This window comes from Streptomyces sp. LBL, from assembly GCF_029893585.1.
Taxonomy (GTDB): domain Bacteria; phylum Actinomycetota; class Actinomycetes; order Streptomycetales; family Streptomycetaceae; genus Streptomyces.
Genome location: NZ_JARXYX010000022.1, coordinates 90,737 through 104,838 on the forward strand (window position 1 = coordinate 90,737; position 14,102 = coordinate 104,838).

Sequence of the window (14,102 nt, forward strand, 5' to 3'; positions counted from 1 at the left end):
CCCGCACGGCACCGGCGGCGCAAGCAACGGCGCGAGCGGTGACACAAGCGGCCGCGCGAGCCGCGGCGCCCTACGGAAAGCGGGTGCACGAGGCGCGTGCGTGCCGGATCATGGCGGGCATGTCTGCGAACCCACACGACGCTCTGCCGATCCGGCTCAACGTCGACGACAGCGACTCACCGTCCGACGTCGTCGACGCGCTGTTCCTCGGCCGCTTCGCGACGGGCGAGCAGCCGTACTCGCACGCGGCCAACATCGACCGCGTGCGCTCCGGGGCGACCCTCCTTCCGCCCGACGCCCGGGTGCTGCGCATGGCCCGCGACGACGACCGCAGCGCGACGCTGGCCGAGGGCGACGGCTGGACCCTGCTGATCTCCCGCTGGAACCGGGGCGCGGACGTCACCGTCACCGCGACCACCGCGGAACTCGCGGAGAAGATCCTCGACCAGGCCACCGACGGCGCGGCGGACGAGCCCGAGCCGCAGCCGGAGAACGTGGCCATGGGCTTCTGGTACGTCTCCCCGAGACGCGGCCCGCACCGCACCACCCGCCAGATCTCCGCGGGCACCTGGGACGATGTGCGGACCAACTACACCAGGCCGGTGGCGGACGCGATGGACCGCCTGATGAAGACGACCCCGGAGGACATCGCCGGCCGGCTGCTCCTGCTGCACGGCCCGCCGGGCACCGGCAAGACCTCGGCACTGCGGACGCTGGCCCGGTCCTGGCGGGACTGGTGCCAGGTGGACTGCGTCCTGGACCCCGAGCGGCTGTTCAGCGACGTCGGCTATCTGATGGACATCGCGATCGGCGAGGACGACAGCACGGGCAAGGGACGCTGGCGGCTGCTCCTGCTGGAGGACTGTGACGAGCTGATCCGCGGCGAGGCCAAGCACACCGCCGGCCAGGCGCTGTCCCGGCTGCTCAACCTCACCGACGGCCTGCTGGGCCAGGGCCGCAACGTCCTGGTCGGCGTGACGACCAACGAGGACCTGGAGCGCCTCCACCCGGCCGTGGTCCGCCCCGGCCGCTGTCTGGCCCGCATCGAGGTGGGGCCCCTCACCCGCCGGGAGGCGGTGACCTGGCTGGGCACCGAAGAGGGCGTCGGCCGCGAGGGCGCGACCCTGGCGGAGCTGTACGCCCTGCGCCGGGGCACGTCACCGACGGCGGTGCCGGAGCCCAGGCCGGAGGCGGACGCGGGACTGTATCTCTAGGGCTTCACCGCTGGTCATCTCCAGAGCTTCACCGCTGGTCCCGTACTTCGCGGGGAGTGCTTTGATGAGGGTATGACCCTGTTCGTCGGCACGTCGGGGTGGCAGTACAAGGACTGGCGAGGCGTCTTCTACCCGGCCGGGTGTCCGCTGCGGCGGTGGCTGGAGGAGTACGCCACCCGCTTCGCGACCGTCGAGATCAACAACGCCTTCTACCGGCTGCCCTCCCGCGAGACCTTCGAGGCCTGGCGGGAGCGCACCCCACCGGACTTCGTCGTCGCGGTCAAGGCCAGCCGCTACCTGACCCACATCAAACGGCTGAAGGACCCCGAGGAGCCGGTGCACCGCCTGATGAGCCACGCGGAGGGCCTGGGCGACCGCCTCGGCCCGGTCCTGCTCCAGCTCCCGCCCACCCTGCGCGCCGACGCGGGCCTCCTGGACGCCTGCCTGGCCTGCTTCCCGCCCGCCACCAGAATCGCCGTCGAACCCCGCCACGACTCCTGGTGGACACCCGCGGTTCGCACGGTCCTGGAGACCCGCTCGGCCGCCCTGTGCTGGGCCGACGTCCTCTCCCGCCCGGCGACCCCCCTGTGGCGCACCACCGACTGGGGTTACGTCCGCTTCCACCAAGGTCGCGCCCGAGCCTGGCCCCGCTACGGCCACCGGTCCCTGACGACCTGGGCCGAACGGATCGCGGCCACCTGGTCCGAGGGCGAGGACGTGTACGCGTACTTCAACAACGACCCGAACGGGGCGGCGGTGAAGGACGCGGCGGTGTTCGCGCGGGCGGCGGACAGATCGGGACTGGGACCCACGCGTACGCCCCGTACGCCCCGTACGCCCTGACGGCCGCGCCACTGCTGTCACCAGCCCGGATCAAGCTCTCTCCCCGTTCTCACCCGCCTTCTCTCCCGCCGCTTTCACCCGCCCCCGTTACCCGCCGCCCTTACCCCCCGTAAGCCGCCCGCAGGGCATCCCGCACAGCGACCAGCGCCGCGTCCTCGTCCAGCCCAAGACGACGAGCACGCTCCACGTAGGCCTGAGCGGCTGACGCGAGTTCCCGCTCGGCGGCCGAGCCCGCCGCGGCGATGTACGTCCCGTTGCGCCCCCGCGTCTCGATCACCCCGTCCCCCTCCAGCGCCCGGTACGCCTTGGCGACCGTGTTCGCGGCCAGACCGAGCGACTCGGCCAGCCCCCGCACGGTCGGCAGCCGGTATCCCACCGGCAGCACTCCCGACCGCGCCTGCTCGGAGATCTGGGCCCGCACCTGCTCGTACGGCGGGGCACTGTCATCGATGTGGATCGTCAAGGTCACGCCGGCGATTGTCCCGCACCCACGCGAAAACCCGCACTCCCGCAAAAAAGGAGAGGCACCGAAACCCGTCTCCCGCATAGCCTCCGCCTCTATGACTATGACTGTGCGTGATCTCCGCCGCGGGGTCAGGGCCGACTTCGAGGGCTTCGCCCACGTCCGCCACCTCGCTCTGCCGTTCTACCTCGTGACCGCGGACTCCCTGGCCTACGACCTCGCCCACGCCCACCCCGACTCCCACTACCGGCCCCTGGTCGCGGAGGAGGACGACGAGATCGTCGGCACGGCCCAGATCGGGATCGTCCACGACAGCCCGGAGCCAGGCCAGGGCTACGTCAACGTGTACGTACACCCGGGGCGCACCGGCCGGGGCGCCGGCACCGCGCTGGTCCGCGCCGCCGAGGAGTACCTGGCCGGTCTGGGGGCGACCAGGCTCTTCGCCTGGGTCCTGGACGAGCCCGGCAACCGCGCCTTCGCCGAACGGCACGGCTACCGCGGCAGCCGCTCCGCCCACTTCCTGCGCCTGGACCTGGCCAACGGCACCCTTCCGCCGCGCCCGCCCCTGCCGACCGGGGTCGAGCTGCGCACCGGCGCCGACTTCGCGGACGACCTGCGCCCGCTGTTCGAACTGGACTCGGAGACGATGGCGGACGAGCCGAGCGACATCGCGTACGAGTTCACGGACTACGAGGCCTGGCAGCAGGAAACCTGGCACCACCCCCTCTTCAGCCCCGAGCTGACCTCCGTCGCCGTGGTCGACGGCCGCCCGGCCGCCTTCAGCGCGGGCCGCACGGACGGCGGCACCCGCTACGGCACCGTGATGACCGGCACCGCCCGCGCCTTCCGCGGCCGCGGCCTGGCCAAGCTCGCCAAGACCGACTCCCTGCACCGCGCCCGCGAGGCCGGCCTCACCGAGGCCTTCACGGGCAACGACACCGGCAACGGCCCGATGATCGCGATCAACAAGTGGTTCGGCTACGAGATCTGCGCGACGGAGGTGCGCCATGTCCACGAACTCGGCTGAGTGGCCACGTCAGGTGGAGGTCGTTCTCCTCAAGGCGGGCCGTACGAAGATCCGTTACGAGGCCGAGGTGCTCGGCGACGACGGCACCCGGATCGCGATACGCGCCCCCTGGGCAGGCAACGGCACCCGCGACTTCGGCTTCGTCCGCTTCGAGCCTGGCGACGTCTTCACCGAGTACTACTGGCGGGACCGCTGGTACGCCGTGAAGGAGGTCCGCGACGCAGCCGGGGCGCTGAAGGGCTGGTACTGCGACATCACACCGACGAGCTGGAGGCACTGGCCCGAGGGCGCGGTCTCAGGACGCTGCTCGCGTAGCCACGTACGGCTCACACGGTCGCCGCGCAGCCCCGTACGACTACGCGGTGGTCGAAGTGCAGCCCCCGCACGACTACGCGGTGATCGCCGCACAGCCCCCGTACGGCTCACACTCACACCGTCGCCACCACCGCATACCGCTCGTCGTCCACGTCCCTCCCCCACAGCAGCGCGTCGTCCGACAGCGGGTCCACGCGTACGTGCCCGCCGAGCGGGGCGAGGAGGGCGGTGAGCCGGTCGGCGGGTATGCCGACGGGGCTGACCGTGCCCCACACGCCCTCGATCAGCACCAGCCGCCCTCCGGGGCGCAGCAGCTCCCGCCAGTGCCGCAGGACCCGGCTGGGGTCGGACAGCGTCCACAGGACATGCCGCACGAGCACCACGTCGAACCGCTCCTCCCCCACCGGCGGCTCCGCCGCATCACCGAGGAGGAACACGGCGGCACGCCCGGCGAGCTTGGCGCGGGCGAGAGCCAGCATGTCCGGGGACCGGTCCACGCCGGTGACACGGTGTCCCTGCTCGGCGGCGAGGAGCGAGAGGCTGCCGGTGCCGCAGCCGAGGTCGAGGTCGAGGACGTCCGCGGGGTGCTCGGGCAGCCAGCCGCGCAGCCGCTCGGCCCAGGCTCGGCGCACTTCCGGGGCGCGCAGGCCGTGGTCCGGCTCGTCGTCGAAGGACGCGGCCTGGGCGTCCCAGTCGACGTTCGTCGAGGTCGTGGCGTCACTCTCGTTCGTCATGGGCCCAAGAGTGACACCCGCCACTGACAGTCGAATCGTGACAGCGGCCACTGACAGAACGGCAATCGATGAGGAACTCTCCCTGCACGGGTCTACCTCCGTGAAAACGCGGAACTCGTAGACCGCGAAGGAGGCAGCCATGCGCCGTGTGACCGTGCAGAAGCCCCTGAGGAAGACGGACTCCAGGGTCCGCGAGGAGGCCGACGACCGCCCCGCGGGACGTCAGGAGGTCCGCAAGGACATCGCGCGCACCTGGTGGCCGGACGGCTGAGCGCCGAAACCCCTCAGTCCCGCCGCTTTCGGTAATGAACACGGTCGTACGGCCCGTCGCCGCGCCGCTCCACGACCTCGTAACCGAACTTCGGGTAAAGCTTTTGGTTTTCCCACATCATCGCGTGGGTGTAGAGCCTGACCTCGGACAGGCCGAGCGCACGCGCGCGTGCCTCGACGAAGTGCAGCAGCCGCCGTCCCACGCCGGTGCCGTGCGCGTCGGGGTGGACGGCGATGCTGTCGAGGATCAGGTGGTCGGCGCGCGTCTCGACCACCACCAGGCCGACGACGGGATCACCCGTCACGAACACCTTCCCCGCGGCCACGTCCGCCGCGTGGTCCGCCTCCATGGGCACCGGCACCACCCCGATGCGCTCGATGTAACGCCGATACGCGGCATCCGTCACCGCCTTCACCGCCGGTACGTCGGCCGCCGTGGCGGGCCGGATCTCCTCGCTCGTCATGGCGCGCACGCTACCTACCTCAGGGTCCCTCTCAGGTCGACCCTCAGCTCCGTCTCAGGCCGCCGTCATGCCGTGAGAAGCCGCGTCAGTCCTGCGCGATCACGACCACCTCGTCGCGCTCGGTCCAGTGGCGTCGTTCGTTCTTGTCCGGGTTGATACGCACTCCGTGGTCGGGAGCGGCGGTGGCCCGGTCGTGGCGGCGGTAGCCGATGGCGCATTCGCCCCGCTGCCGCGCCGCTGCGACGACCGTGGCGAAGGACGACTCAGAGCCGGGCAGGACGTACGAGGCCGCCGGTCGCAGGTGGATCTGACTGCCGGTGAGGGAGAACAGTTCCTCGAACACGGCGGCCAGGTGCCGGTTCTGGGAGATCTGGGCCAACAGCAGGCCGATGAGCTTCCCGCTGATGATCACGTCGGCTCCGGGACTGATGGGCGCCAGCGCCCGGTTGCGGTCGTCGATCATCTCGGTGACCACCGGCAGCTCCCGTCCGGTCTCCTGTTCCAGCAGGTGCAGGACGAGGAGCGTGATGAGGGTCCGGTTGTCGGCCTCGTCGGGCCGCTGTCCCGGGACGGGGTCCGGGCCGAGCACGACGACGCTGTCGTACGAGTCGATCTCCAGGCACCTGAGTGTCTCGGGCCGGGTGACGTCTCCGGGCCGGAAGGTGATGGTCAGCCGGGGTGCGAAGCCGGTACCGGCGTCCCGTACCTGCTCGGCCGTCACCTCGTTCCGGTCCGCCACCACGGCGATGGCCGAGCCGGGCACGGCAGACCGGCCCATCTGGTCGACTATGAGCGAGGCCCGTCGGTTCCAGCCGAGGATCAGGACCCGTTCGGGCCGGGCGTTCGCCGGCTTCCAGGGCGTCATCACCGACTCGTCGACCAGCCCGGAGCAGTCGTCGACCAGCCCGGAGCAGTCGTCGAGCCGCGCGGTGTCGTCGTCCCGCGTGATGACGATCAGCCGGTCGTCGGGTTTGATCAGGGTCTGCGGCGGCGGGTTCAGCAGGGGTCTGCCGTCACGCAGCAGGCCGACCACGCTGGAGGTGGCGTAGGCCAGCAGGGTGTCGCCGAAGGAGCGGCTGGTCAGGGCCGGATCGAAGGTGAGGTAGAACTCGTCTCCGGCGAAGTCCAGGAGGTCGCGGTACACCAGCGAGAGTCCAGGACGGCGGGCGGACTGGACGATCAGCCGGGCGGTGATCGCGTCGCTTTCCAGGACGATGCCGCGCGTTCCCGCGGCGAGAGAGGCCGCCAGCCGGTACCGGTCGTCCCTGACAGCGGCGACGACGGGTGGACCCTCCTGCGCGCCGAGTGCGGACCGCAGCGCCAGCAGCGTCTTGACCACTTCCGGGTCTGCTGACGGATCGTCGTGGGGCAGCACCAGAACGGCGCTGGCCGCGCCGGGGTTGGTCAGGGCAAGCAGGGCCGGGTCGGTGGGAGGACCGCTGCGGCAGATCAGGCGGGTACGGCCGGTGGGCCCCATCTTGCTGCTGAGGGCCTCCTCCATGGTGGTCTTGTTCCGGTCCGCCAGCACGGCCACCGCGCCGTACCGCTGGTTGGCGTTGGCGGCCACGAGTTCACTCACCACCGTGAACACCTGCTCGGACCAGCCCAGCACCACGGAGTGCCCCTGCTCGATGACGGTGGAGCGGCCCCGCCGCAGCGCGGTGAGCCGCTCGGTGAGTCCGGTGGTGATCAGACCGACGAGAGTGGAGACGTACACCAGGGCGACCAGGGCGAGCAGCACCGACATCAGCACGCGCAGGAGCGGGCCTGTCGCCCCGCCGAGCCGCAGTGTCTCGCCGGTGAGACGCCAGATCGCTGCCAGCCTCCCCGAGCGGGACGCGGGCGCGTGAGGGTCCGTCCACACCAGCACGGCGCTCGCCGGGAGGACGAGGGCGAGGCAGCCCAGGGCCAGCCAGCCGACGAGCGCGGAGGTGCCGCGGGTCAATGTGGTGTCGAACCAGTAGCGGGCCCTGCCTTTGAGTGAAGCCCTTTGTTCCACGCCTGCCCCCTGTTCCGCGGGGGTTCCGGCGGCGGCAGCCCTGCCGCTCCGGTTGCCCCGCCCGCTCCCCCACCGACCGCGCACGGCCGCACGACCGTGCGACCACCTGGGAGTGTGCCGACGGGACGGCCGTGACACGCGGATCATCGTCTGTCTTTCATCCCTTCGGGGACGTCGCCGAAGGAGCCGCTCCGCCCGCCGCCCGACGGACGTCAGCAGTTTGACCTCGACATCGCTCGTTCGGGTCAACGCCGCGGCGCAGGTGGGCGGGTCGGATCGGCCGAACGATACAAGTGCCTCATGACTGAAGATCACGAGGCCGTCTCGGCAGGTTCCGGTCTGTCCAGGCGCAGCTTCACCACGGCGGCGGGTACGACTGCGGCGGCCACGGCTCTGGCCGCCGCCGCGCCCGCCGCGGCGCTGCCCGCCCCGGCCGCCCCGGCCGCCCCGGCCGCACCGGCCGCACCGGCGCCCGCCCAGGGCGCGGACTTCGACAGATGCCTGGCTGTTGCCCGGGCCCTGCTGGTCGTGGACGACCACGACCAGCCCCTGGTCCCACGCTACGAGCGCGTACTCCAGGACGGACTGCCCGCTCAGCGGACGGCCACGCCCAAGAAGGTCCTCGTCGTCGGGGCCGGCCCGGCCGGTCTGGTGGCGGCGTTGCTGCTGAAGCGGGCGGGCCACCACGTGACCGTCCTCGAGGCGAACGGCAACCGGGCGGGCGGACGCATCAAGACCTTCCGCCGCGGCGGCCACGAACGGGGGGCGCAGCCCTTCGCCGATCCCCGCCAGTACGCCGAGGCGGGTGCCATGCGGCTGCCCGGCAGCCACCCGCTGGTGATGGGGTTGATCGACCAGCTGAAGCTGAAGAAGCAGCGTTTCCACTACGTCGACGTCGACGGTGACGGCCGGCCCGCCAACCGCACCTGGATCTACGTCAACGGCGTCCGTATGCGGCGCGAGGAGTACGCCCGTGCGCCCCGCCGTATCAACCGGTCCTTCGGCGTGCCGCGCGCGCGTTGGGACACTCCCGCCGCCGCCATCCTCCGGTCGGTGCTGGACCCGGTGCGCGACGAGTTCAGCACCGTGGACGCCGGCGGCAAGCGGGTCGACAAACCGCTGCCGGAACGCGTGCAGGGCTGGGCCCGGGTCATCCAACGGTTCGGCGACTGGTCGATGTTCCGCTTCCTGACCGAGCACGCGGGGCTGGACGAGCGCACGGTCGACCTGATCGGCACCCTGGAGAACCTCACGTCACGCCTGCCCCTGTCGTTCATCCACAGCTTCATCGGCTCCTCCCTCATCAGCCCCGACACCGCCTTCTGGGAGCTGGCGGGCGGCACGGCGGTGCTGCCGGACGCGCTGTTGGCGCAGGTGCGTGACACGGTCCGGTTCGACCGCCGGGTCACCCGCGTCGAGTACCACGATCCCGACCGCCCTTCCTCCGGCACCCCGCACGTCGGCGCCAAGGGCCCCCAGGTGTGGGTGGACACGGTCTCCGAGGGGCGCGACGGCCCGGTGGTGCGCGAGCAGTTCACCGCGGACGCCGCCGTGGTCACCGTGCCCTTCTCCGGTCTGCGGCACGTACAGATCAGCCCCCTGATGTCGTACCGCAAGCGCCGCGCGGTCACGGAACTGCACTATGACAGCGCCACGAAGGTGCTGCTGGAGTTCAGCCGCCGCTGGTGGGAGTTCACGGAGGCCGACTGGAAGCGCGAGCTGGGCCGGATCGACCCGAAGCTGTACGACGCCTACCGCACCGGCCGCGCACCCGCCGACGGCAGCCTGCTCGGCGCCCATCCCTCCGTGCCGGCCGGCCACATCACCCCGGGCCAGCGCACCCACTACGCCGCCAACCGTGCCGTCTCCCGCGACCAGCCCGAGGCCGCACACGTCGTGGGCGGCGGCTCGGTGTCGGACAGCGCCAACCGGTTCATGTACAACCCCTCCCACCCGGTGCCCGGCAGTTCGGGCGGTGTGGTGCTGGCTTCCTACAGTTGGGCGGACGACGCACTGCGCTGGGACTCCCTGGACGACGAGGCCCGCTACCCGCACGCCCTGTGCGGACTGCAGGAGGTCTACGGCCAACGCGTCGAGGTCTTCTACACCGGCGCCGGACGCACCCAGAGTTGGCTGCGCGACCCCTATGCCTACGGAGAGGCGTCCGTACTGCTGCCCGGCCAGCACACCGAGTTGCTGACCTCCATCCCCGCACCCGAGGGCCCGTTGCACTTCGCGGGTGACCACACCTCCCTCAAGCCGGCCTGGATCGAGGGCGCCCTGGAGTCGGCGGTCCGCGCCGCCCTGGAGGTCCACACCTCGTGACCTGTGCGACGGTCCGCCCGAGCACGCGGACCGTCAACCCGTGGTGCCCGTCCCCGGGTTCGTATCCGTGGTAGCGGGATCCTGACGCGACCCGTCATCGGCAGGCCCGATCAGCAGGCCCGCTGCCCTTCGGCTTGGGCAGCGGGCGTTCGGCTGGACGGGCAGCTGCCGCGCTTGCTCCGGCAGCACCTCCCGCCACCGGCATCACCCGGGCGAGTCACCCGGGACGGGTCAGTGGCCCGTAGTTTCCTGAGCCCGGTGCTTGGGCGCCGGGCTGGAGACGAACCGGCAGGAGCCCCGGGTTCCTGACCTGGCTCAGCGGTGCTCGGGGTTGTCTGCCCCCGGCCGGCAGCCGGCGTCCCACTCCGAGCGCTGGTTGCCATGGGCCGGAACGCCTCCGGCGCGTTTGAGCAGGGCCGCCAGGTGCATCAGGTTCCAGGTCATGAAGCTGGTGTTGCGGTTGGTGAAGTCGTTTTCCGGGCCTCCCGAGCCGGGGTCCAGGTACGACGGCCCGGGCCCTGCGGCTCCGATCCAGCCCGCGTCCGCCTGCGGCGGGATGGTGTAGCCGAGGTGCTGGAGACTGTAGAGGACGTTCATGGCGCAGTGCTTCACCCCGTCCTCGTTGCCGGTGATCAGACACCCGCCGACCCGCCCGTAATAGGCGTACTGGCCTTCGGAGTTGAGGAGGCTGGAGCAGCTGTAGAGCCGCTCGATGACCTGCTTGGTGACCGAGCTGTTGTCGCCCAGCCAGATCGGCCCCGCCAGCACGAGGATGTCCGCGGCCATCACCTTCTCGTACAGCGCGGGCCAGGCGTCCGTGGCGAAGCCGTGCTCGGTCATGTCCGGATAGACACCGGGAGCGATGTCGTGGTCGACGGCCCGGATCTCGTCCGTGGTCACCCCACGCGCGTCCATGATCGCCCGGCTCTTGTCGATCAGCCCCTGGGTGTGGCTGAGCTGGGGGGACGGCTTGAGTGTGCAGTTGATGAAGAGCGCACGCAGGTCGTCGAATCGGTAACTGTCCTCAGTTGGGGAGGGCGATGCTGCCATGGCGGCCTCCGGCAGGAGAGCGAAAAGGGGCGGTGAGGCGGCGTCTCCGCGCCGTCCCGGCGGAAGCGTCTCGCGGAATGCGCGCCTTGTCCCGCTACGACGCACCGGCACACGGTGCTTTCCACCGGCATGCGCGCCCGCCTCCCGCCCCGAGGGCCGAGGGCCCAGAAGCGGGGCCTCAGACCCCGGTCGGTCGTGAACCATGCAGCAGCGCTACGGCCCGGCGGGACCCGGGACGGAAACCGCGGCATCAGCGGTCTGCGGATGAGCACGCGGAGTCGTCGACCGGTGCCGCCGAACACGACTGACGCGCCGACCGCCGTGTCCGCGTGCTCATCCGCATCACGCCGTCACTTCCGACTCGGTGCGCGCCTCCACCGGATCTTCGGCACCCGGACTGCCTGTCGAAGGAGCCCGCCGCAAGACGCTTCAACAGGTTGGCCAAGAGCCATACTTGATTTTGCGGGAGGAACATCCCGTGGTGCTTGACATGGGAGAGGCAGCAATCCGGTGAGCAGTGACAGCCAGGGACTGGGGAAGGCCGAGGTGCGACTCAAGTGGGACCCGAGTCCCTGGAATCAGCCGCCTCACCATCTCGACATCATCGCCACGACCTACTCGACGGATGCCCCCTACGGGCGGCCCGTGTACGTCGTCCACTTCGACAGCCGCTCGCCGGACGGCACCATCAACATGAGCCGGCACAGCCAGACCGGCCAGGGCTTCGGCTACGTCGAAGCGATGACCCTGGAGCTCGATCGCCTCGCATCCTCCTTCGCACGGGTGATCGTAGGCGTGGCGATCCACCAGAACAGCGGCCCCAAGACGTTCGGCGACATATCGAACGCCGGAGTGCTGGTTGTCAACGGGTACAAGGAGCTCCTGAAGGACGACTTCGCGCAAGTCTCCGGATCCACCGCGGTGACCGTCGCCGAGTTCACCCGGGACGCTTCCGGAACCTGGGAGTTTCACGAGATGGTCCGCGGGTTCGACAGCGACCCCGTGCTCTTCACCGCGGAAATGGGCAGCGCCCCACAGACCTGACCGGGGAACAGCGCAGAGAACGCCGGCGCTGCGCCGGACAGCGTCTCGTCGACCGACATCCCCCACGACGTACCCGCCTCGTTCACCGCCGGCGCACTGCTCGGTGTGGCCACCGACTGGCTTCAACGCGACTGCCCCCGCACACCGACCGAGATGGCCGAACTGACCTGGCCACTTCTCGTCGCCCACCACCCCGCCGACACCCAGCACGCCAAGACGTGAGGTGATCCTCCGGCTCGCGAGCCTCGGGACTCGACCTGTCCGGTCAGGCACCCCACCCTCCGCGTGTGGTCGGCGCGTAGGCTGGCCGCGCAGTCGATGATCACGTGCCTGGGCGCTCCTGCGGTCCGACAGCCGGGAGGCCGGCGGCCCGGGTTCGCCGGTGAGGGCAGCCGACCGGATAACGGAGGAAGGAGGCGGCGTCGGATGGGCGGAGATGCTCTGCGCTGGAGCCAATACCGCAGCATGCCGTGGAAGAACGGCGGCGGTGTGACCCGAGAGGTCGCGTCGGGCGCCGTGCAGGCGCCCATGGCCTCGACGGAGATCACGGACGGCTACGACTGGCGGGTCAGTGTCGCGGACGTGGACGCGGGCGGCCCCTTCTCCGCCTTTCCCGGGATCGACCGCGTGATCACCCTCGTCGAGGGCGAGGGCATGGTGCTGACGGTGGACGGGACAGCGCATCCAGTCGGGCCGCTGAGTCCCTTCGCCTTCTCCGGCGACGCGGCGACGGACTGTCGGCTGGAGGCGGGCGCGGTCCGCAATATGAATGTGATGACCCGCAGGAGCCGTGCGACGGCACAGCTGCGGCTCATTACCGTCGCCGCCGCACGGGGGGCCGAGATGGCCTGCGCCGCAGGCGAGACCCTACTCGTCATGGCCGTCACCGACGGGATCGCCGTCGGCGGACCCGGCGGCCGGGAGACCACGCTCGGCCGTCTCGACTGCGTGCGTCACGACGGCCCGGCGGCGCTGACTCTGCGGGGCGACGGCACGGTGGCCGGGATCACGATCACCGCGGTGTGCTGACGGCGGGAACCAGCGCCCACCCGGTCGTCTCCGCTCGGTGTCGGCGATGTGCTGAGGCTCCCGCATCGTGGCGCGCACGCCGCACCGGTGTCGTCGTCCTCCGCCTCCGCCTCCGCCTCCGCCAGACGCTCGTTCAACGCATCGATCTCACGCCGGAGCCCGGCCGCTTGGTCCCGCGCGGCCGCCTCCCTCCGACGCAGCTCTTGGATCAGCGAACTCATCCCACAGCTACCTCGGGTCCTGCTCTCACGCAATGTGATCAAGGGGACGGGAACACCATGCCTCATGACCGCCTTCGCCAGGAACCAGTCGTTCTTGGCACAAGCGGTCAGTTCGCCAGCGCGGCTGGACGTATGGCCTCCGGTCCGAAGCGCCGACGGGCACGGTCCGCGGCGGCTTCGGCCGCGCGGGCGCGGGCATCGCCGGGGTCCAGAGAGAGCTGACGGTAGGCCCTGTCGGCCGGCAGCAGATTGTCCGCGCGGATCACGAAAGCGCGTACTCTCGCTCGCTGCAATCCGAGACCGGCCAGCAGGCTCAGCGCGGCCGTGGCGAGGGCGGGTGAGTGGTTGGTGGGTTCCGGCAGGGTGTGGGCGCGCGTGGTGGAGCTGCGGTCGGCGTACCGCACCGTGAGGGTGAGCCGGCTCGCGATCTCGTTTTCGCCGCGTAGGCGCCCACCGATCCGTTCGGCGAGTCCCAGCACTGCACGGTGGTGCTGTGCCGGGTCGAGGCAGTCCCGCTCCAGCACGAGGTCGGCGATCAGGTGCGCCGGTGGTTCCGCGGGGACGACCGGGCGGGGGTCGTGGCCGCGGGCGCGTTCGGCCAACAGCCGCGCCTGGCCGACGCCGAGGAGCCGCTGCAGGGTCACCGAGGGCAGGTCGGTGATCTGGCCGATGGTGTGCAGGCCGTGTCGGTGAAGCGTTTCCGCCATGGTGCGGCCGACTCCGGGCAGCGCGGTGACCGGCCGCGGGTACAGCCAGTCGGTCATGTGACCGGTGGGGATCCAGGTGGTGTCTCCCATGGCGGACGCGTCGGCCGCCATGGCCGCCAGCATGCGGTTCCCCGCGAGCCCGGCGCTGCTGTCGATGCCGTAGAGGGCCTTCAGTCTCATCTTCGCCAACTGGACCACGTCGTAGGGAGACAGGTCGAAGTATCTGAGTGCCGACGTCAGGTCGAGCTGGACGGCGCCTGGCGGGACGGCCTGGACATGAGGAGTGATACCAGACATCAGTTCGATTATGTCACCGTACTGGGACTCGGTCAGTGCGGCGGGCAGGTGGAGGTGGAGGTGGGCAATGTGCCGTTGACGTGTGGTCGTCCCGCTCACC

15 protein-coding genes are annotated in these 14,102 nt (G+C 70.9%); 9 read left to right on the plus strand and 6 right to left on the minus strand.

Annotated features, from left to right (window positions below):
• The first annotated feature begins 119 nt into the window (after positions 1-119).
• Complete coding sequence (locus tag M2271_RS25765) at positions 120-1,214, plus strand: DUF5925 domain-containing protein (RefSeq protein WP_280889706.1); 1,095 nt, start codon at positions 120-122, stop codon at positions 1,212-1,214.
• Positions 1,215-1,286: 72 nt separating this feature from the next.
• The gene (locus M2271_RS25770; RefSeq protein ID WP_280889707.1) at positions 1,287-2,057 is read left to right on the plus strand and encodes a DUF72 domain-containing protein; all 771 of its coding nucleotides are present in this window, start codon (positions 1,287-1,289) and stop codon (positions 2,055-2,057) included.
• 100 nt (positions 2,058-2,157) lie between these two features.
• Here M2271_RS25770 and M2271_RS25775 read toward each other — a convergent pair whose 3' ends face one another.
• Positions 2,158-2,526 carry a GntR family transcriptional regulator gene (locus M2271_RS25775; RefSeq protein WP_280889708.1) on the minus strand — a complete coding sequence of 123 codons (369 nt, stop codon included), beginning with the start codon at positions 2,524-2,526 and terminating at the stop codon, positions 2,158-2,160.
• Between the two features lie 91 nt (positions 2,527-2,617).
• Between M2271_RS25775 and M2271_RS25780 the strand changes: the two genes are divergently transcribed.
• Both M2271_RS25780 and M2271_RS42580 read left to right on the plus strand, forming a co-directional pair.
• Complete coding sequence (locus M2271_RS25780) at positions 2,618-3,547, plus strand: GNAT family N-acetyltransferase (protein ID WP_280889709.1); 930 nt, start codon at positions 2,618-2,620, stop codon at positions 3,545-3,547.
• Positions 3,528-4,094, plus strand: coding sequence for a DUF402 domain-containing protein (locus tag M2271_RS42580; RefSeq protein ID WP_348539191.1), 567 nt, complete (start codon positions 3,528-3,530; stop codon positions 4,092-4,094). Before M2271_RS25780 ends, M2271_RS42580 begins: the two co-directional genes overlap by 20 nt.
• Here M2271_RS42580 and M2271_RS25790 read toward each other — a convergent pair.
• Positions 3,976-4,596 carry a class I SAM-dependent methyltransferase gene (locus M2271_RS25790; RefSeq protein ID WP_280889710.1) on the minus strand — a complete coding sequence of 207 codons (621 nt, stop codon included), beginning with the start codon at positions 4,594-4,596 and terminating at the stop codon, positions 3,976-3,978. The two genes, M2271_RS42580 and M2271_RS25790, sit on opposite strands and share 119 nt — an antisense overlap.
• Positions 4,597-4,735: 139 nt before the next feature.
• On the opposite strand from M2271_RS25790, the gene M2271_RS25795 reads away from it, so the two are divergent.
• Positions 4,736-4,867 carry a hypothetical protein gene (locus M2271_RS25795; protein WP_280889711.1) on the plus strand — a complete coding sequence of 44 codons (132 nt, stop codon included), beginning with the start codon at positions 4,736-4,738 and terminating at the stop codon, positions 4,865-4,867.
• Positions 4,868-4,880: 13 nt separating this feature from the next.
• Here the strand turns inward: M2271_RS25795 and M2271_RS25800 are convergent, their stop codons facing one another.
• Both M2271_RS25800 and M2271_RS25805 read right to left on the minus strand, forming a co-directional pair.
• A complete protein-coding gene (locus tag M2271_RS25800; RefSeq protein ID WP_280889712.1) occupies positions 4,881-5,330 on the minus strand; it encodes an N-acetyltransferase in 450 nt (149 codons plus the stop codon).
• An 85-nt stretch (positions 5,331-5,415) separates the two neighbouring features.
• Positions 5,416-7,329, minus strand: coding sequence for an NAD-binding protein (locus tag M2271_RS25805; RefSeq protein ID WP_280889713.1), 1,914 nt, complete (start codon positions 7,327-7,329; stop codon positions 5,416-5,418).
• A gap of 300 nt (positions 7,330-7,629) precedes the next feature.
• On the opposite strand from M2271_RS25805, the gene M2271_RS25810 reads away from it, so the two are divergent.
• The gene (locus tag M2271_RS25810) at positions 7,630-9,654 is read left to right on the plus strand and encodes an FAD-dependent oxidoreductase (protein ID WP_280889714.1); all 2,025 of its coding nucleotides are present in this window, start codon (positions 7,630-7,632) and stop codon (positions 9,652-9,654) included.
• Between the two features lie 315 nt (positions 9,655-9,969).
• Here the strand turns inward: M2271_RS25810 and M2271_RS25815 are convergent, their stop codons facing one another.
• On the minus strand, positions 9,970-10,704 hold the full coding sequence (locus M2271_RS25815) for a flavodoxin family protein (protein WP_280889715.1): 735 nt from the start codon (positions 10,702-10,704) through the stop codon (positions 9,970-9,972).
• 510 nt (positions 10,705-11,214) lie between these two features.
• Between M2271_RS25815 and M2271_RS25820 the strand changes: the two genes are divergently transcribed.
• The 3 genes from M2271_RS25820 to M2271_RS25830 all read left to right on the plus strand — a co-directional run bounded on the left by M2271_RS25820 (position 11,215) and on the right by M2271_RS25830 (position 12,777).
• Entirely contained in the window at positions 11,215-11,748 is a 534-nt protein-coding gene (locus M2271_RS25820; RefSeq protein ID WP_280889716.1) for a TerD family protein, read from the plus strand.
• Positions 11,749-11,805: 57 nt separating this feature from the next.
• A complete protein-coding gene (locus M2271_RS25825; protein WP_280889766.1) occupies positions 11,806-11,970 on the plus strand; it encodes a TetR-like C-terminal domain-containing protein in 165 nt (54 codons plus the stop codon).
• 204 nt (positions 11,971-12,174) lie between these two features.
• Complete coding sequence (locus tag M2271_RS25830) at positions 12,175-12,777, plus strand: HutD family protein (RefSeq protein ID WP_280889717.1); 603 nt, start codon at positions 12,175-12,177, stop codon at positions 12,775-12,777.
• 328 nt (positions 12,778-13,105) lie between these two features.
• On the opposite strand, the gene M2271_RS25835 is transcribed toward M2271_RS25830, so the two are convergent.
• Positions 13,106-14,002 (minus strand): ImpB/MucB/SamB family protein, encoded by an 897-nt coding sequence (locus tag M2271_RS25835; protein WP_280889718.1) that lies wholly within the window; start codon positions 14,000-14,002, stop codon positions 13,106-13,108.
• Between the last annotated feature and the right edge of the window lie 100 nt (positions 14,003-14,102).